Annotated in this window: 18 protein-coding genes; 15 read left to right on the forward strand and 3 right to left on the reverse strand. The window is 68.5% G+C overall.

Features of this window, described 5'->3' with window-relative positions; all coding sequences use genetic code 11:
* Positions 1-56 precede the first annotated feature (56 nt).
* Positions 57-986, reverse strand: a complete 930-nt coding sequence (locus AC5Y39_RS10435; RefSeq protein ID WP_500017318.1) for an oxidoreductase — start codon at positions 984-986, stop codon at positions 57-59.
* Between AC5Y39_RS10435 and aspS the strand changes: the two genes are divergently transcribed.
* Genes aspS through AC5Y39_RS10480 form a run of 9 tightly spaced genes read left to right on the forward strand, consistent with a single transcriptional unit; the run spans position 985 to position 10,717 of the window.
* A complete protein-coding gene (gene aspS, locus AC5Y39_RS10440; RefSeq protein WP_500017515.1) occupies positions 985-2,784 on the forward strand; it encodes an aspartate--tRNA ligase in 1,800 nt (599 codons plus the stop codon). The genes AC5Y39_RS10435 and aspS overlap by 2 nt on opposite strands.
* On the forward strand, positions 2,781-3,212 hold the full coding sequence (locus AC5Y39_RS10445; RefSeq protein WP_500017316.1) for a nitroreductase family deazaflavin-dependent oxidoreductase: 432 nt from the start codon (positions 2,781-2,783) through the stop codon (positions 3,210-3,212). Before aspS ends, AC5Y39_RS10445 begins: the two co-directional genes overlap by 4 nt.
* A 58-nt stretch (positions 3,213-3,270) precedes the next feature.
* On the forward strand, positions 3,271-3,534 hold the full coding sequence (locus AC5Y39_RS10450; RefSeq protein WP_500017314.1) for a hypothetical protein: 264 nt from the start codon (positions 3,271-3,273) through the stop codon (positions 3,532-3,534).
* A gap of 25 nt (positions 3,535-3,559) precedes the next feature.
* Positions 3,560-4,492 carry a DUF389 domain-containing protein gene (locus tag AC5Y39_RS10455; protein ID WP_500017312.1) on the forward strand — a complete coding sequence of 311 codons (933 nt, stop codon included), beginning with the start codon at positions 3,560-3,562 and terminating at the stop codon, positions 4,490-4,492.
* Entirely contained in the window at positions 4,489-7,095 is a 2,607-nt protein-coding gene (locus tag AC5Y39_RS10460; protein ID WP_500017310.1) for a circularly permuted type 2 ATP-grasp protein, read from the forward strand. Before AC5Y39_RS10455 ends, AC5Y39_RS10460 begins: the two co-directional genes overlap by 4 nt.
* The gene (locus AC5Y39_RS10465; protein ID WP_500017308.1) at positions 7,092-7,988 is read left to right on the forward strand and encodes a transglutaminase family protein; all 897 of its coding nucleotides are present in this window, start codon (positions 7,092-7,094) and stop codon (positions 7,986-7,988) included. The genes AC5Y39_RS10460 and AC5Y39_RS10465 overlap by 4 nt, the downstream gene beginning before the upstream one ends.
* Positions 7,981-9,012, forward strand: a complete 1,032-nt coding sequence (locus AC5Y39_RS10470; RefSeq protein ID WP_500017306.1) for a zinc-binding metallopeptidase family protein — start codon at positions 7,981-7,983, stop codon at positions 9,010-9,012. The genes AC5Y39_RS10465 and AC5Y39_RS10470 overlap by 8 nt, the downstream gene beginning before the upstream one ends.
* Before the next feature lie 40 nt (positions 9,013-9,052).
* Entirely contained in the window at positions 9,053-9,361 is a 309-nt protein-coding gene (locus AC5Y39_RS10475) for a DUF4333 domain-containing protein (RefSeq protein ID WP_500017304.1), read from the forward strand.
* Positions 9,362-9,367: 6 nt separating this feature from the next.
* Positions 9,368-10,717, forward strand: a complete 1,350-nt coding sequence (locus tag AC5Y39_RS10480; RefSeq protein WP_500017302.1) for a replication-associated recombination protein A — start codon at positions 9,368-9,370, stop codon at positions 10,715-10,717.
* A 3-nt stretch (positions 10,718-10,720) separates the two neighbouring features.
* Here the strand turns inward: AC5Y39_RS10480 and AC5Y39_RS10485 are convergent, their stop codons facing one another.
* Both AC5Y39_RS10485 and AC5Y39_RS10490 read right to left on the reverse strand, forming a co-directional pair.
* Positions 10,721-11,041 (reverse strand): GlsB/YeaQ/YmgE family stress response membrane protein, encoded by a 321-nt coding sequence (locus tag AC5Y39_RS10485; RefSeq protein WP_499911763.1) that lies wholly within the window; start codon positions 11,039-11,041, stop codon positions 10,721-10,723.
* A 94-nt stretch (positions 11,042-11,135) separates the two neighbouring features.
* The gene (locus tag AC5Y39_RS10490; protein ID WP_500017300.1) at positions 11,136-11,771 is read right to left on the reverse strand and encodes an antibiotic biosynthesis monooxygenase; all 636 of its coding nucleotides are present in this window, start codon (positions 11,769-11,771) and stop codon (positions 11,136-11,138) included.
* Positions 11,772-11,893: 122 nt separating this feature from the next.
* Between AC5Y39_RS10490 and AC5Y39_RS10495 the strand changes: the two genes are divergently transcribed.
* From AC5Y39_RS10495 to AC5Y39_RS10520, 6 genes are all read left to right on the forward strand, one after another.
* Complete coding sequence (locus AC5Y39_RS10495) at positions 11,894-12,295, forward strand: secondary thiamine-phosphate synthase enzyme YjbQ (protein ID WP_500017298.1); 402 nt, start codon at positions 11,894-11,896, stop codon at positions 12,293-12,295.
* A 110-nt stretch (positions 12,296-12,405) separates the two neighbouring features.
* Positions 12,406-15,099, forward strand: coding sequence for an alanine--tRNA ligase (alaS, locus tag AC5Y39_RS10500; RefSeq protein WP_500017296.1), 2,694 nt, complete (start codon positions 12,406-12,408; stop codon positions 15,097-15,099).
* A gap of 17 nt (positions 15,100-15,116) precedes the next feature.
* Positions 15,117-15,602 carry a Holliday junction resolvase RuvX gene (gene ruvX, locus AC5Y39_RS10505; protein WP_500017294.1) on the forward strand — a complete coding sequence of 162 codons (486 nt, stop codon included), beginning with the start codon at positions 15,117-15,119 and terminating at the stop codon, positions 15,600-15,602.
* Positions 15,595-16,827: an endolytic transglycosylase MltG gene (locus tag AC5Y39_RS10510; protein ID WP_500017293.1), complete on the forward strand. Its 1,233-nt coding sequence runs from the start codon at positions 15,595-15,597 to the stop codon at positions 16,825-16,827. Before ruvX ends, AC5Y39_RS10510 begins: the two co-directional genes overlap by 8 nt.
* Positions 16,824-17,615, forward strand: coding sequence for a shikimate dehydrogenase (locus AC5Y39_RS10515; protein WP_500017291.1), 792 nt, complete (start codon positions 16,824-16,826; stop codon positions 17,613-17,615). The genes AC5Y39_RS10510 and AC5Y39_RS10515 overlap by 4 nt, the downstream gene beginning before the upstream one ends.
* Before the next feature lie 9 nt (positions 17,616-17,624).
* Entirely contained in the window at positions 17,625-18,053 is a 429-nt protein-coding gene (locus tag AC5Y39_RS10520) for a prepilin peptidase (protein WP_500017289.1), read from the forward strand.
* Positions 18,054-18,082 lie beyond the last annotated feature (29 nt).

The following is an 18,082-nucleotide window of genomic DNA, read 5'->3' on the forward strand; positions in this document are numbered from 1 at the left end:
CCAACAGCGGCGTGTCACCTACGAAACTGCACGCTCGGCGACGCCGGACACGGCAATCAGCCGGGCCCGTCACTGGCCGCCGCCAACAGCGGCACGACCACCTCGCTTATCGGCGCGGGCAGGCCATGCGCCCGGGCCCGGCGCAACACCACGCCGTTGCGGACGTCCCACTCCAGTGGCCGGCGTGCCTCGCGGTCGAACAGCATCGAGGTGCCGAGATCCTCGGGCGCCTCGCTGAACAGCGCAACCATGTCGTCGACCACGTCGTCACCCAGATGCGCTCCCTCGGCGCGGGCAACCGCCAGGCACTCGCCCAGATACGCACGAGCCAGCACCGCGACATCGTCGCGCCGGAACATCCCTGACCGCCGGCCGGTGAGCACCATCAATCCGGCCAGCGCGTTGACCAGCAGCTTGCGCCACGCCTCGGTGGCGAAGTCGGCCGCCGCGGTCACCACGCAACCGCCAGCACGCAGCACGTCGATCACCGGCGTGGCGGACGCTGGAAGGGTCAGCCGCGGTTCGCCACGCAGCCGCACCCATCCCTCGGGTTGCACTTCGGCGCCGAACCACACAATCGCCGGCACGACCGTGGACTGCGGGCACAGCGGCTGCACCAACTGAACCTGCTCGACGCCGTTCTGCATCACGCAGACCGTGGTGTGCGAGTCGCACAGCGCCGCAAGCCAGCGCGCAGCCGCCGCCAGCTGAGTGGCCTTGACGGCCAGCAGAACGAGGTCGACCGGCCCCGTCAGGGAGCCTGGGTCGGTATGCACCGGGCCCGGCACCGCAAGGGCGGGCGCGCCGTCGGGGCGCACCTCGAGGCTGTCGCGTCGCGTCCGCCCGCACAGCGTGACGCCGAATCCGGCGTTGTGCAGATACGCCGCCACTGTCGCTCCGATGGCCCCAGGCCCTACCACCGCGATGCGCGCGACCACCTGCGCCACGCTACCGGCGCGACGCTCGCCTTTAGACTGGGCTGTCATCCCGAGATCACGTCAGGAGTCTTTTGTGCTGCGCACTCACGCCGCGGGTTCGTTGCGGGCCACCGACGCCGGGCAGAAGGTGACCTTGGCCGGATGGGTGGCGCGCCGGCGCGACCACGGCGGCGTGATTTTCATCGACCTTCGCGACGCGTCCGGCGTGACGCAGGTGGTGTTCCGTGAGGGGGACGTGCTCGCCAAGGCGCACCGGCTGCGCGCCGAATTCTGCATCGCCGTGCAGGGCGTCGTCGAAATCCGCCCGGAAGGCAACGCGAACCCCGACATTCCCACCGGCGACGTCGAACTCAACGCCACGTCGCTGACCGTGCTGGGCGAAAGTGCGCCCCTGCCGTTCCAGCTCGACGAGCCCGCGGGAGAGGAGGCGCGGCTGAAATACCGCTACCTCGACCTCCGCCGGGACGGCCCCGGCGGCGCAATTCGGTTGCGCTCCAAGGTGAATGCCGCTGCCCGCGACGTGCTGGCCCGCCATGACTTCGTCGAGATCGAGACCCCGACGCTGACCCGGTCCACGCCTGAGGGTGCCCGTGACTTCGTGGTGCCGGCGCGGCTGCAGCCCGGCACCTTCTACGCGCTGCCGCAGAGCCCACAGCTGTTCAAGCAGCTGCTCATGGTTGCCGGCATGGAACGCTACTACCAGATCGCCCGCTGCTACCGCGACGAGGACTTCCGCGCCGACCGCCAACCGGAATTCACGCAGCTCGACATGGAGATGAGCTTCGTCGACGCCGAGGACGTCATTGCGATCTCCGAAGAAATCCTGGCGGCGCTGTGGGCACTGGTCGGCTACCAATTGCCGCGGCCGCTGCCGCGCATCACCTACGCCGAGGCGATGCGGCGGTTCGGCTCCGACAAACCCGACATGCGGTTCGGGCTGGAGCTGGTGGAGTGCACAGAATTCTTCCGCGACACGCCTTTTCGTGTCTTTCAGGCGCCGTACGTCGGTGCGGTCGTGATGCCAGGCGGTGCGTCGCAGCCGCGCCGCACGCTCGACGGCTGGCAGGAGTGGGCCAAGCAACGGGGCCACCGCGGCCTGGCTTATGTGCTCGTCGGCGACGACGGGACGCTGAGCGGACCGGTGGCCAAGAACCTTTCCGACGCCGAACGGGCGGGACTCGCCTCACACGTCGGCGCGAATCCCGGTGACTGCGTGTTCTTTTCGGCCGGCCCGCCCAAGTCGTCGCGCGCGCTGCTGGGCGCCGCACGCATCGAGATAGCCCGCCGGCAGAACCTGATCGACCCCGATGCGTGGGCCTTCGTCTGGGTGGTGGACCCGCCGTTGTTCGAACCGGCCGACGAAGCCACCGCGCACGGCGATGTCGCCGTCGGCTCGGGCGCGTGGACCGCAGTGCACCACGCTTTTACCGCCCCCAAACCCGAATGTGTGGACGCTCTCGAGGCGGACCCCGGCACTGTGCTGGCCGACGCATACGACATCGTTTGCAACGGCCACGAGATCGGCGGCGGCTCAATCCGTATCCACCGCCGCGACATTCAAGAACGGGTCTTCGCGGTGATGGGCATCGACAAAGCCGAAGCCGACGAGAAGTTCGGATTCTTGTTGAACGCGTTCACCTTCGGTGCCCCGCCGCATGGCGGCATCGCATTCGGCTGGGATCGCATCACGGCGCTGCTGGCCGGCATGGATTCGATCCGCGAGGTGATCGCGTTCCCGAAAACCGGCGGCGGCGTTGATCCGTTGACCGATGCACCTGCGCCCATCACTGCCCAGCAACTCAAAGAGGCTGGTATCGCAGTGGTTTCGAGGAAGGACGACAAGTGAGCGAGACACCGGACACCTCAGAGCTGAAAGGCTTCAACGCCAGGATCATCGAGGAGTTTCGCGCCAACGGTGGAAAGGTGGGCGGCCCGTTCGAGAATGCCGACCTGCTGTTGCTGACCACGACGGGCGCCAAGTCGGGCCAGCCGCGCACCAATCCGCTGGCATATCTGACCATCGACGGCAAGATGCTGATCATCGGCTCGTACCGCGGCGCCGACGTCGACCCCGCGTGGGTGCACAACCTGCGCGCCGACCCGCAAGCGCACATCGAGGTGGGCACCGACTCCTATGACGTCGTCGCCCGCGAGCTCCCCCGCGAGGAGCGCGACGCCGCATGGGAGAAAATCGTCGCTGTCGCACCGGGATTCGGTGAATATCAGGCCAACACCGAGCGGGTGATTCCGCTCTTCGAGCTCACTCGCCGCTGACCGTAGCCGGAACGCCGAATCGGGGTTCGCGGCAGTCTTGCGGCAGTACCATTGCTCGATGGCATCAATTCGTTCCACAGCACGCCGCGCTGCCGTCACGCTCGGCGTGACCGCCGCCGTCTTCGTCGCACCGCTCGCGGCTGCATCTCCGGTCCTCGCCGAGCCCGACGAGTGCACCACCAGTACCGAGCCGGGCAACGCGTCGTTGAATTGCGCGCCCGCCGTCATCCCGAACATGGGTGCGCCCAGCGAGATGGAAGTCAACGACGCCAACCCCGGCATCGCGTCTGCCGAATCTCCGGAGCACAGCGGCCACCACTGACGTTCTGCCCGCTAGTGTGCGGTGAGTGTTGCACTTGCGGGTGATTGCGCCGACGGAGCTGCGCGATTCAGTGATCGACATCCTGCACCGGGAAAAGGGTGTGACGCACCTTGTCGTCCATTCGAACGCCGCACTCGACCCGCCCGGTGACGAAATCACCGCCGACATCGCCCGCGAGGTCGCCAACGACGTCATCGACGACCTGAAAGACCTCGGCCTGAAACGGCGCGGTGCGATCACGCTCGATCTGGTGGACACGGTGGTCTCCACGGCTGCCTACCGTGCCGAAAAGGAAGCCGAGGGAGATCCCGCCGACGCTGTCATCTGGGACGAGCTGGCCGCGCGAACCCGGGAAGAGTCGACACTGAACGTCACCTACCTGACGTTCTTGTCGCTGGCCTGCCTGATCGCCGCGGTCGGCGTGGTGACCGATTCGCCGGTCACCGTCGTCGGCGCGATGGTCGTCGGCCCCGAGTTCGGACCGCTCGCGGCGCTGGCGGTAGCTGTGGTGCGCCGACGGGGCTATCTCGCGCGGCGCGCGGCACTGGCACTGCTGGTCGGCTTTCCGCTGGCCATGGTCGTGACGGCGATCGGTGTCCTGGTGTGGGAGGCCACGGGGTGGGTCAAACTCGCGACGACCGCCCAACTCAGCGAGGTCGACTTCATCTTCCAGGTCGGGCCAATGTCATTCGTCGTCGCGCTGTTCGCCGGTGCTGCAGGAATGCTTTCGCTGGTGTCCGCGAAGTCGTCGGCGCTGGTGGGCGTGTTCATCTCGGTGACGACGGTGCCGGCCGCCGGCTTCGCGGTGGTAGCGGCCACGGTCGGCGACTGGGCAATAGCCGCCAAATCTGCGGCGCAACTCGGGGTCAACCTCGCGGGAATCGTGGTGGCCGCCGTGCTGGTGCTGTCGGTGTACCTGCGGGTCAGCTCGAACCACCGGTCGGCGCGGCGACGATGACGCTCACCGGCGGCGCCTCCACCGCGCCGGCGCGCGACCCTGACCGGCTGCTTGCCGGCTACCGCAGCGCGCGCACCCAGCAGGCGTTGTTCGAACTGCGCGGGGGACCTGACGCCGGCTACGACGAGTTCGTCGACGCGGCAGGCCAGGTGCGGCCGGCGTGGACGGAGCTGGCCGCTGCCGTCAGCGAGCGCGGTCGAGCGGGACTCGACCGGCTGCGGTCCGTCGTCGGCGAACATGTCGACCATGACGGCATCACCTACGGGACGGCGCCCGTGCCGTGGCAGCTCGACGGGCTGCCGCTGCTGATCTCGGCTGCCGACTGGGAGACGCTGCAAACCGGTCTGCTGCAGCGGTCGCGGCTGCTGGACGAGGTCCTCACGGATCTGTATGGCCCCCAGCGACTGATCACCGGCGGCCTGGTGCCGCCGGAGCTGGTGTTCGCCCATCCCGGGTACATCCGCGCGGCGCGCGGCATCGACATCCCGGGCCGCCATCAGCTGTTCCTGCACGGCTGTGACGTGAGCCGTGCCGCCGATGCAACGTTTCGGGTCAATGCCGACTGGACGCAGGCGCCGTCGGGCGCCGGCTACGCGCTGGCCGACCGGCGGGTGGTCGCGCACGCTGTGCCCGACCTCTACGAGCAGATCGGGCCGCGGCCCACGTCGCCGTTCGCCCAAGCGTTACGGCTGGCGCTGATCGACGCCGCCCCGGACGCGGCCGACGACCCGGCGGTGGTGGTGCTGAGCCCCGGCAGCCACTCCGAAACCGCTTTCGACCAGGCTTACCTGGCGACCGTGCTCGGCTTCCCGCTCGTCGAGAGCGCCGACCTCGTGGTGCGCGACGGCAAGCTGTGGATGCGGTCGCTGGGCACGCTCAAACGCGTCGACGTGGTGCTGCGCCGCGTGGACGCAGACTACGCGGATCCGCTTGACCTGCGCCCGGATTCGCGGCTGGGCGTCGTCGGCCTCGTTGAGGTGCAGCGGCGCGGCAACGTCACCGTGGTCAACACGCTGGGCAGCGGAGTGCTGGAAAACCCTGGGCTGCATCGGTTCTTACCCGATCTTGCCCGCCGATTGCTCGGCGACGAGCTACTGCTCGGCAGCGCGCCGGTGTTCTGGGGCGGCATCGACGCGGAATGCAGCCACCTCGTCGCGCGCCTGCCGTCGCTCGTGGTCAGATCCACGGTCGGCGGCGACACGATCGTCGGACCGGCGTTGTCAGTGCGGCAACGGGACCGGCTGGCCGACCGAATCAGAAGGGCCCCGTGGCAGTGGGTGGGCCAGGAACTGCCCCAGTTCTCCTCCGCGCCTATCGCATTGCGCGGGAGCGGGCTGAGCTCCGGCAGTGTCGGCATGCGGTTGTTCTCGGTGTCGCAACGTGGCGGATATGCCCCGATGATCGGCGGACTGGGATACGTGATGGGACCCGGGATTGCGGCCTACCGGTTGGATACCGTTGCCGCCAAAGATGTTTGGGTCCGGCCGACCGAGCGGGGCCGAGCCCAGACCGTAACGATCCCGTCGATGGACCTGCCGACGATCACCGGCGCCGGAGCCCAGGGCGTCAGCTCGCCGCGCGTGCTGTCCGATCTGTTCTGGATGGGACGGTACGCGGAGCGCGCGGAAACCCTGGCCCGGCTGCTCGTCGTCACCCGTGAGCGTTATCACGAATTCCGCCGCCGCCAGGGCGCTGAGGAAAGTCAATGCGTTCCAGTACTTTTCGCGGCACTAGAGCAAATCACCGGAACCGAAAGCGGCGCTGACGCCGACGACCACGAGATCATCGCGGTCGCCCCGTCCACTTTGTGGTCGCTGACCGTAGATCGTGCGCGCCACGGATCCCTGGCTCATTCGGTGGAAGGCCTCGGGCTTGCCGCACGTGCGGTGCGCGACCAGTTGTCCGCCGACACCTGGGGTGTGCTGGCCGCGGTCGAGCGGGCGGTAGGGCGGAGATCGGACTCACCGCCTGAGTCCCTGGCCGAAGGCGACGCGCTGCTGGCCGCGGCACAGCAGCAGACGCTCGCCGGAATGCTGGCCCTCTCGGGCGTGGCCGCGGAGTCGATGGTGCACGACGTCGGCTGGACGATGGCGGACATCGGCAAGCGGATCGAGCGTGGGCTCGGGCTGACCGCACTGCTGAGTGCCACGATTACGCAGACCCGCAGCGCCGGCGCCGAACAGACGGTCATCGAGTCGACGCTGGTGGCGTGCGAGTCGTCGGTGATCTACCGGCGCCGCAACCCAGGCAAGGTCAGTGTGGCTGCCGTGGCGCAGCTGCTGCTGCTGGACGCGGCCAACCCGCGTTCTCTGGTGTTCCAGCTGGATCGGATTCGCACCGACCTGAGGGCGCTGCCGGGCGCATCGGGATCGTCACGGCCGGAGCGGTTGGTCGATGAGATCAGTACGAGACTGCGCCGGCTGGATCCCGACGACCTCGAAAACGTCGACCAGAACGGTAAGCGCGTCGAGCTGTCCGCGCTGCTCGCCGGCATCCACGTGTCGCTTCGGGAGCTGTCCGACGTGATCACCCGCACCCAACTCGCGTTGCCCGGCGGCATGCAGCCGCTGTGGGGACCAGACCAGCGGCGGACGATGCCGTGACCCGCCGCTACCGGATCCTGCACCGCACCGCGTACCGCTATTCCGACGTGGTCACCAGTTCGTACGGCCGTGGGTTTCTCACTCCGCGCGACCTGGCGCACCAGCGCCGCCTGCATCACGAGTTGCGCGTCGAGCCCGAACCGGCAGACCGCTCCACCAGCCGCGACGGCTACGGCAACATCAGCACGTACTTTCACGTCACGACGCCGCACCGCGAGCTGTCGGTCACCAGCGCGTCCGTCGTCGAGGTGGATCCCATCACATCGCAACGCTATTCGGCCGCACCGGCCACCGCCGCGTGGGAGCACGCTCGGCCGGCCGGCGCGGAAGGTGCGTTGGCCGTCGAATTCGCCCTCGATCTGAGCCCGCCGGAGATCACCGACGCCGTCCGCGAGTATGCGGCGCCCAGCTTTACCCCGGGTCGTCCGCTGGTCGACGCGGTGCGCGATCTCTCCTCGAGGATCTATACGGACTTCACGTACCGCTCCGGGTACACCACGGTGTCGACGTCAGTCGCCGACGTGGTGGCGGCAAGAGCAGGAGTGTGTCAGGATTTCGCCCGCCTGGCCGTCGCCTGTCTGCGCGCCAACGGTCTTGCGGCAAGCTATGTCTCGGGATATCTGGCCACCGATCCGCCACCGGGCAAGGACCGCATGATCGGCATCGACGCCACCCACGCGTGGGCGGCGGTCTGGACACCCGGCGGCCAGTGGCTGGGTTTCGACCCGACCAACGACCAGATGGTCGACGAGCGATACATTCTGGTCGGGTGGGGCCGCGACTACGCGGACATCCCGCCGCTGCGCGGAATCATCTACACCGATTCCGAACACAGCGAGATCGACGTGTCCGTGGACGTGGCGCCTTTCGAGGGGGATGTGGTTCATGCGTGATTTCGTCTGCCCCAACTGCGGACAACATCTGACGTTCGAGAATTCGGTGTGCCTGTCCTGCGAGAGCCACCTCGGGTTTTCCCTCGACGACATGGCACTGCTGGTGATCGCGCCGAGTCCCGACAGTGCCGAGCCGGGTTTCGTCGACTCCGACGAATACGAGTTGTGTGCGAATCTTCATCTGGCGCAATGCAACTGGCTGGTGCGCAAGGAGCCGGTTCGGCGGTTGTGTCTGTCGTGCCAGCTTACCCGGACGCGGCCCAACGACGCGGACACGTCCGCGCTGGCGGCGTTCGCCGACGCCGAGAAGGCCAAGCGGCGGCTGATCGCCGAACTTCACGAACTCAACCTGCCGATCGTCGGCCGCGACGAGGACCCCGACTTCGGGCTGGCGTTCGATCTGCTGTCCAGCGCGCAGGAGAAGGTGTTCACCGGCCACCACAACGGTGTGATCACCTTGGATCTGGCCGAAGGCGACGACGTCCACCGAGAGCAGTTGCGTATCGAGATGGACGAGCCGTATCGCACGCTGCTGGGCCATTTCCGCCACGAGATCGGCCACTACTACTTCTACCGCCTCGTCGCGCCATCGGCGGAGTACTCCAAGCGGTTCCGCGAACTGTTCGGCGACCCGGACGCCGACTATCAAGAGGCGCTGGATCGGCACTACAGCGACGGGCCGCCCGCCGGCTGGGAAGAGGACTACGTGTCGTCCTACGCGACCATGCACGCTGCCGAAGACTGGGCGGAGACATTCGCCCACTACCTTCACATCCGCGACACGCTGGACACCGCAGCCGCATTCGGGTTCGCCCCGGCTAACGCCACCTACGGCCGAAGAGTCTTGGGGCCCAGCGGGTTTGACACAATCATCGACATGTGGCTGCCGCTGTCGTGGGGGCTGAACATGGTGAACCGGTCCATGGGCCGCGACGACCTGTATCCGTTCGTGCTGCCGGTGCCGGTGCTCGACAAGATGCGGTTCATCCACACGGTCGTCGACGAGGTGACCAGCTCACCATGACGCTTGACGGGCTCGAGATTTCCGAGCACCATCGCGCGGCATGAGCCAACGTTGTGCCACTGTGGTCGGCGCGACGCTCCTCACCGGGGCGCTGATGCTTCAGCTGACGGCCTGCGGCAAGACCATCAAACCCGAAGGCGCTGCGAAACAGGTGGCCGATCTGGTGTCCCAGAAGGCCCACTTCACACCGACCGATGTCAGCTGCCCGGACGGCGTGCCCGCCAAGGCGGGTGAGCAGTTCCAGTGCCACTTCACCGGCCCGGAGGGCAAGCCCTACACCGCCGAGATGACGGTCACGAAGGTCGACGGCGCCGACGTCGTCTTCGACATCAAGACCCACCCGAGTTAGCGGACCATGGCGTCAGACGGCCTCTTCGATCTCGCGGGCGCCGGCGACTCCGCCGACTGGCAGGGCCGCCGCGAGGCCGTGCCCGCGCCGCTGGCGGTGCGGATGCGCCCGACCACTCTCGACGAGGTCGTCGGGCAGTCGCACCTGCTAACTCCCCGCTCGCCGCTGCGCCGGCTGATCGAAGGCTCCGGTGCGGCGTCGGTGATCCTGTACGGGCAGCCCGGCACGGGCAAGACCACGCTGGCGTCGCTGATCTCGCAGGCCACGGGCCGCCGGTTCGAGGCGCTGTCGGCCGTGTCGGCGGGGGTGAAGGAGGTGCGCGCCGTCATCGACACTGCGCGCCGCGCCGCCGCGCACGGCGAGCAGACCGTGCTGTTCATCGACGAGGTGCACCGGTTCTCCAAGACGCAGCAGGACGCACTGCTGGCCGCGGTCGAGAACCGGGTCGTGCTGCTGGTGGCGGCCACCACCGAGAACCCGTCGTTTTCCGTGGTGGCGCCGCTGCTGTCGCGATCGCTGATTCTGCAGCTGAAGCCGCTGAGCGCCGACGACATCCGCACGCTGATCCAACGGGCGATCGACGATCCCCGCGGGCTCGGTGGGCGACTGGCCGTGGAACCCGATGCAGTCGAGCTGCTGGTTCGGTTGTCCGCCGGCGACGCGCGCCGGGCGCTGACGGCCTTGGAGGTCGCCGCCGAAACGGTCGCCGACCAGGGCGGACCGGTGACGGTAGCGGCCATCGAGGAGTCGCTGGACAAAGCGGCGGTGCGCTACGACCGCGACGGCGATCAGCACTATGACGTGATCAGCGCGTTCATCAAGTCGGTGCGCGGCTCGGATGTCGACGCGGCCTTGCACTACCTGGCCCGCATGCTGGTGGCGGGGGAGGACCCGCGGTTCGTGGCGCGGCGGCTGATGATCTTGGCCAGCGAGGACATCGGCATGGCCGATCCCACCGCGCTGCCGCTAGCGGTCGCCGCCGCCCAGACCGTCCAGCTGATCGGCATGCCGGAAGCGCAGCTCACACTCGCGCACGCCACCATCCACCTGGCCACCGCGCCGAAGTCCAACGCGGTGGTGGCCGCCATCGGAGCGGCAACCAACGACATCAAAGCCGGCAAAGCCGGGCTAGTGCCTGCGCATCTGCGCGACGGCCACTACTCCGGGGCGGCCGCACTCGGCAACGCGATCGGCTACAAGTATTCGCACGACGACCCGGATGGCGTTGTGCCGCAACAGTATCCGCCTGACGAGCTGGTCGGCGTAGACTACTATCGCCCCACCGACCACGGCCATGAGCGGGAGATCGCCAAGCGGCTCGACCGGCTGCGGGCGATCATCCGTCGCAGGACCTGACGGCTACCACCGCCGCGTCAGGCCGGAACGCGGCCGCCCGAACCTGCTGCGCCCGAACGACGAGCGGCCCAAGCCCGCGGACACCAGAGCGACGCCCAGCACGGCCACGATCACCTGAACCAGCAACTCACCCCAGTCGATGCCGGGTGTGTCGATCGGAATGCCCATCGCCCGGGCCAGCGCGGTGCCGATGAACGCCGACACGATCCCTACGAGGATGGTCAGCCAGATCGGAATCGCCTGCTTGCCCGGGAGCACGAACCGCGCCAGTGCGCCGATCACCAGACCGATGACGATTGCGCCCAGCACACTGTGAATTGTCATGTCGCCTCCAACGATGAAGATTCAGGCGGCATACCCGCGCCAGAGGCCGATAAACGCGCGGGGAAACCGGTCGGCGTGGCGACCGCCCGCACTGCTATGCCAGCTCGGGCACGCGTAGATGGGCGACAGCGAGATCGAACTCGCCGACGTCGAGTTGGTCTGCACCCAGGTCGCGCAGCCGCTCCGTGCGCAACGACCTGGCCTGTTCCCGGTTGCGGTCCATAGCGTCGCTGCTGTCGAAGCTGACCGACGATACTGCCCGGCCGGACGTTCGGTCGACTAACAGGCTTGCGCTGCAGAACCCTTCGAGGGCTTCCAGGTCCGGCAGCACCGATTCCCGGTAGAAATCGATCGCCGCGTCGAGCCGGCCTCGCGCCACCTTGAACCACGTGGCCCGCACGCAGGCGCCCGCCCCGGAGCGGTGATCACGGTGCAGTGCGGCGATCTCCCACTCCTGCACCGCAGGGGTGCCGCCGAACGCCGCCGCAACCCGCTCGCGAAGTGGCGCGGTCCTTCCGGCGCTGGCGTGCATCGCCTCCTCGGACTCCCACGCGCTGGTCGCGATGCACCGGCCGGTTTCCCGGTCGACCAGCAGCGACACGCCGACGCAGCCGTCCATGGCTTCCAGTGCCGGCATGACCTCGTCGCGGACGAGCGCGATTCCGGCGTCGATGGCGTCTGGACGCGCGTCGATGGTGGTAGTACGTGCGACTGGGTGACTGGCCAGCATGGGCGCACCCCCTCTTGGGGTCGGGGCGGCGCCCCGGCGGCGCCACCGGTCCGCTGATTACCTTGCTCCTCTGATCGCGGCCTGGCAATGGGCGGCAGCGCTTCCGTCCGTACCCTGGAGATGTGGATAGCGCCGTTCTCGACGTCGACACCGCGCGCCGGCGCATCGTCGATCTCACTGACGACGTCCGTGCGTTCTGTGCGTCACACGGCGATGGTCTGTGCAACGTGTTCGTGCCGCACGCCACCGCCGGAGTGGCGGTGATCGAGACCGGTGCGGGCAGCGACGACGACCTCGTCGACACGCTGGAACGCCTGCTGCCGCGCGACGACCGCTACCGCCACGCCCACGGTTCGCCCGGGCACGGCGCCGACCACGTGTTGCCGGCGCTGGTGGCGCCGTCGGTGACGTTGCCGGTCGAGAAGGGCAAGCCGCTGTTGGGCACCTGGCAGAGCGTCGTGCTGGTGGATCTCAACCGCGACAACCCCCGGCGGTCGGTGCGATTGAGCTTCGTCGACGGCTGATCGGCGCCGGGCACCAGCGCGTCGCCCGGATCGTTGACGAAGGGCAGACCGGTAAGGTAATCGGGTCCGAGCGCCGAGACCGTCGGCTCACAGAAAAGACAGACAGCAAAGTGCGAACTCACGACATCAGGAAGCGGTTCACCGACCACTTCGTGAAGGCGGGTCACACCGAGGTGCCCAGCGCGTCGGTGATCCTCGACGACCCCAATCTGCTGTTCGTCAACGCCGGCATGGTGCAGTTCGTGCCGTACTTCCTCGGTCAGCGCACCCCGCCGTACCGCACGGCCACCAGCATCCAGAAGTGCATCCGCACTCCTGACATCGACGAGGTGGGTGTCACCACCCGCCACAACACGTTTTTCCAGATGGCCGGCAACTTCAGCTTCGGTGACTACTTCAAGCGCCGTGCGATCGAGCTGGCGTGGACCTTGCTGACGAACCCGGTCGAGGACGGCGGTTACGGGCTGGACCCTGAAAGACTCTGGTCGACAGTCTATTTGGACGACGACGAGGCTGCGCAGCTGTGGCAGGAAGTGGCGGGTCTGCCGCCAGAACGGATTCAGCGCCGCGGCATGGCCGACAACTACTGGTCCATGGGAATTCCCGGGCCGTGCGGCCCGTCGTCGGAGATCTATTACGACCGCGGCCCGCACTACGGCCCCGAGGGCGGTCCCGTCGCGAGCGAGGACCGCTACATCGAGATCTGGAACCTCGTGTTCATGGAGAACCTGCGCGGCGAGGGCACCTCGAAAACCGACTTCGAGATCCTGGGGCCATTGCCGCGCAAGAACATTGACACCGGCATGGGCGTCGAGCGAATTGCGTGCGTGCTGCAGGGCGTCGACAACGTCTACGAAACCGACCTGCTGCGGCCGGTGATCGACAAGGTCGCCGAGATCGCGCCGCGCGGCTACGGCGCGGGCGATCATGACGACGACGTGCGTTACCGGATCATCGCCGACCACAGCCGCACCGCCGCGATTCTCATCGGCGACGGGGTCAGCCCCGGCAACGATGGCCGCGGATATGTGTTGCGCCGCTTGCTGCGCCGCATCGTGCGGGCGGCGAAGCTGCTGGACATCGACAGGCCGATCGTCGGTGAACTCATGGCCACGGTGCGCGACGCGATGGGGCCGTCGTATCCCGAACTGGTCACCGACTTCGCCCGGATCAGCCGCATCGCCGAAGCCGAAGAGGCGGCATTCAACCGGACGCTGGCCTCGGGGTCGCGGCTGTTCGAGCAGGCCGCCGGCGCCACCAAAGCGGCGGGCAAGACAGTGCTGTCCGGCGACGATGCCTTCACGCTGCACGACACCTACGGATTTCCCATCGATCTGACCCTGGAGATGGCTGCCGAGGCTGGGCTCACGGTCGACGAAGCCGGATTCCGGCGCCTGATGGCCGAGCAGCGCGACCGCGCCAAGGCCGACGCCGCCGCGCGCAAGCATGCCCACGCCGACCTGTCGGCGTACCGGGAACTGGTCGACGCCGGGCCCACCGAGTTCACCGGCTTCGACGAATTGGTTTCTGAGGCAAAGATTCTCGGCATCTTCGTCGACGGCAAGCGCGTACCGGTGGTCGCGCACACGCCCGAAACGCAGGCCGCGCAGCGCGTCGAGCTGATCCTCGACCGCACCCCTCTTTACGCCGAGTCGGGCGGCCAGATCGCCGACGAGGGCACCATCACCGGCACCGGCGCGGGCGCTACCGCCAAGGCCGCCGTCACCGACGTGCAGAAGATCGCGAAAACGCTGTGGACGCACCGGGTCAACGTCGAGTCCGGCGAGTTCGTCGAGGGCGACACCGTGGTCGCCGCTGTGGATCCGCGCTGGCGCCACGGCGCCACCCAAGGGCACTCGGGCACCCACCTGGTGCACGCCGCACTGCGACAAGTCTTGGGCCCCAACGCGGTTCAGGCCGGTTCGTTGAACCGCCCGGGTTACCTGCGATTCGACTTCAATTGGCAGGGACCGCTTTCCGAACACCAGCGCACGCAGATCGAAGAAGTCACCAACGAGGCCGTCGAGGCCGACTTCGAGGTGCATACGTTCACCACCGAACTCGACAAAGCCAAGGCGATGGGCGCGATCGCGCTGTTCGGTGAAAGCTATCCGGAGCAGGTGCGGGTGGTGGAGATCGGCGGCCCGTTCTCGCTGGAGCTGTGCGGCGGCACGCATGTGCACAACTCCGCGCAAGTCGGCCCGGTGACCATCCTGGGCGAATCGTCGATCGCCTCGGGTGTACGCCGGGTCGAGGCTTACGTGGGACTCGACGCGTTCCGGCACCTGGCCAAGGAACGCGCGCTGCTCGCCGGGCTGGCGTCGTCGCTGAAGGTGCCGTCTGAGGAAGTGCCCGCCCGGGTAGCCACCCTGGTCGACAGGCTCAAAGCCGCGGAGAAGGAACTCGAGCGGATGCGCCAGGCCTCTGCCCGGGCGGCCGCCGCGAATGCGGCCGCTGGAGCCGAGCAAATCGGTAGGGTCCGGGTGGTGGCTCAGCGAATGGCGGCGGAGACGGCGGGGGATCTGCGGAACCTCGTTTCAGACATCCGTGGCCGGCTGGGCAGCGACCCGGCGGTGGTGGCGCTGATCGCCGAGGGCGAGAACGGTGCGGTGCCGTACGTGGTGGCGGCCAACCCCGCGGCCGTGGACCTCGGCCTGCGGGCCAACGAGCTGGTCAAGCGGTTCAACGAGGCGGTCGACGGCCGCGGCGGGGGAAAGCCGGAGCTGGCTCAGGGCTCGGGGAAGAACGCGGCCGGGATCGACGCGGCGCTCGCCGCGCTACGAGCCGAGATCGCCCGGAGCTAGTGACCTTGGCTGTCGGTATGGACCGTGTGCCGGACCGGCCCGGCCTCGACGACCCCGGACGTGGTCGACGGCTAGGTGTCGACGTGGGAAGCGTCCGTATCGGGGTGGCCGTCAGCGACCCCGATGGCATCCTGGCCACACCGGTGGAAACCGTGCGGCGCAACAGGTCGGGCAGCCACCTCAAGCGACTGGCGGCCCTGGTGGCTGAGCTCGACGTGGTCGAGGTGGTGGTCGGGTTGCCGCGCACGCTCGCCGACCGCGCCGGCTCCGCTGCCACGGACGCGATCAGCATGGCCGACGCCCTCGCCCAGCGGATCTCAGGTGTCCCGGTGCGGCTGGCCGACGAGCGGCTGACCACGGTCAGCGCGCAGCGGTCGCTGCGCGAGGCCGGGATCTCGGCGAAAGACCAGCGGTCCAAGATCGACCAGGCCGCCGCGGTCGCGATCCTGCAGGGATGGCTGGATCAGCGACGTGCGCACGCCGGAAAGGGCGGCGGTGGCTGACGGGCGTGCGTCGGGCCGGGCGGAGCCCGTGGCGGTCAACTCGCCGCGGCGCAGTTCACGCGCCGAGCGGATTCGACGGGAGCGAATTCGCCGGCGCCGTAACAACATTCGGATGGCGATTGTGGGCCTGCTGGTCGTGGTGGTGATCGCGGCGGTGTTCGTGGGATCCCGGCTGTGGCACTCGTGGTTCAGCGACTACTCCGGCGGCGGCAAGAACGACGTCGTGATCCAGGTGCACAACGGCGACTCCACCACGGCCATCGCACAGACGCTCGTCGACAACAACGTGGTCGCCTCGGTGCGCGGCTTCGTCGACGCGGCGCACGGCAACTCGCAGATGTCGTCGATCCAGCCGGGCTACTACCAGATGCGCACCGAGATCTCGTCCGCCGACGCGGTGCGCCGGTTGACCGACCCGCACAACCGGGTCGGCAAGCTGGTGATCCCGGAGGGCCGGCAGCTCGACGACGTGGCTGACGTCAAGACCAACGCGGTCACCGAGGGCATTCTGACGTTGATCTCTCGCGCGTCATGCGTTCAGCTCGACGGTAATCGGCGCTGCGTACCGGTCACCGAGCTGCGTGAGGTGGCCGGCACCGACGCGCCGGCGGCGCTGAACGTGCCGTCCTGGGCGGTTCAGCAGGTAGCTGCGATGGGCGGCGACCACCGGCGGCTGGAGGGGCTGATCGCGCCCGGCACGTGGGACATCAACCCGGCATGGACGGCGCACGAGATCCTGGCGAAGCTGATCGGCGACAGCGCTGGCCTGTACTCGGAACGTGGGCTGGGCACCTCGCCGGACGGGCAGTCGCTGTCCACCTATCAGACGCTGATCGTGGCGTCGCTGGTGCAGCGCGAATCCAAGCCGGCGGACTTCGCGAAGGTCGCCCGCGTCATCTACAACCGGCTGCAGGCGCACCAGCGACTGGAGTTCGACTCCACCGTCAACTACCCGCTGGACCGCCAGGAGGTGGCCACCACCGACGTCGACCGCGGCCGCGACACCCCGTGGAACACCTACATGAGCGAGGGACTGCCCAAGACGCCGATCTGCTCGCCGGGGGATCAAGCGCTGGCCGCCGCAGAACGACCGGAACCGGGGGATTGGCTGTACTTCGTCACTGTGGACATGCAGGGCACCACGCTGTTCACCCGCGACTATCAGCAGCATCTGGCCAACATCGAGCTGGCCAAGCGCAACGGTGTCCTCGACAGCGCGCGATGAGAGCTGGCGTCCTGGGTTCGCCGGTCGCCCATTCGAAGTCGCCGCAGCTGCATCTTGCCGCCTACCGGGCGCTGGGACTGGCCGACTGGACCTATGAGCGCATCGAGTGCACGGCCAAGCAATTGCCCAGCCTGGTAAGCGGACTGGGCGCGGACTGGGTGGGGCTGTCGGTGACGATGCCGAACAAGTTCGCCGCGCTGGCCTTCGCCGACGAGCGCACCGAACGTGCACAGCAGGTGGGATCCGCGAACACGCTGGTGCGCATCGGACACGGCTGGCGCGCGGACAACACCGACGTCGACGGCGTGGTCGGGGCGCTGGGCAGCGTCGACGGTGCGCTGGTCGTGCTCGGCGCGGGCGGCACCGCCCGCGCCGCGGTGGTCGCGGCCGCCGACCTTGATGCCCGCCGCGTGATCGTGGTCGCCCGAGATCCTGCCAAGGCGCAGCCGCTTCTGGCGCTGGCCGACGATGTCGGTCTTGCGGCGTCGTGGCGCGCCTTCAGCGACCCCGCTCTGGACGACGACGTCGCGAGCGCCGGCGCCGTCGTCAACACGATCCCGGCCGAGGCCGCGGCGGCGCATCTGGCGGTGTTGCGGCGCGCGCCGGTACTGCTGGACGCCGTCTACGATCCATGGCCCACGCCGCTGGCCGCGGCGGTTTCAGAGGCGGGCGGCGCGGTGATCGACGGGCTGCAGATGCTGCTGAACCAGGCGTTCGCCCAGGTCGAGCAGTTCACCGGACGACCGGCGCCAAAAGAAGCGATGAGAGCTGCGCTCCAGCGGGGTTAGCCTCCATCCGTGGGGGTGGGGGAATTTCTTGCGGCGCTGGTGTGGCTGGCGTTGTTGAGCGGCTATGACCTGCGGCAGCGCCGATTGCCGAACTGGTTGACGCTGCCGGGCGCCGTCGTGGTGCTGGTATTGGCGACTGCCTGCGGACGGGGTGTGCCCGCCTTGGCCGGGGCCGCCGGCCTCGGCCTGCTGTACCTGCTGGTGCACGCTGTCGCGCCGGCGGCGATGGGCGCCGGCGACGTGAAGCTGGCGCTCGGGGTCGGCGCGCTGAGCGGCTACTTCGGAGCGGACGTGTGGCTGCTCGCCGCGCTGGCCGCGCCGTTGCTGACCGCGATGTGGGCGGCGGTGGAGCTGCTGCGCCGCGGCGCACGCACGGTGCCGCACGGTCCGGCGATGTGCTTCGCCACGGCCGCCGCCGCCACGCTGGCCCTCCTCTGACGCCCAATCGCGATTAAGCCCAGCGGCGG

The sequence above is a fragment of the Mycobacterium sp. NGS39 genome (assembly GCF_059812765.1).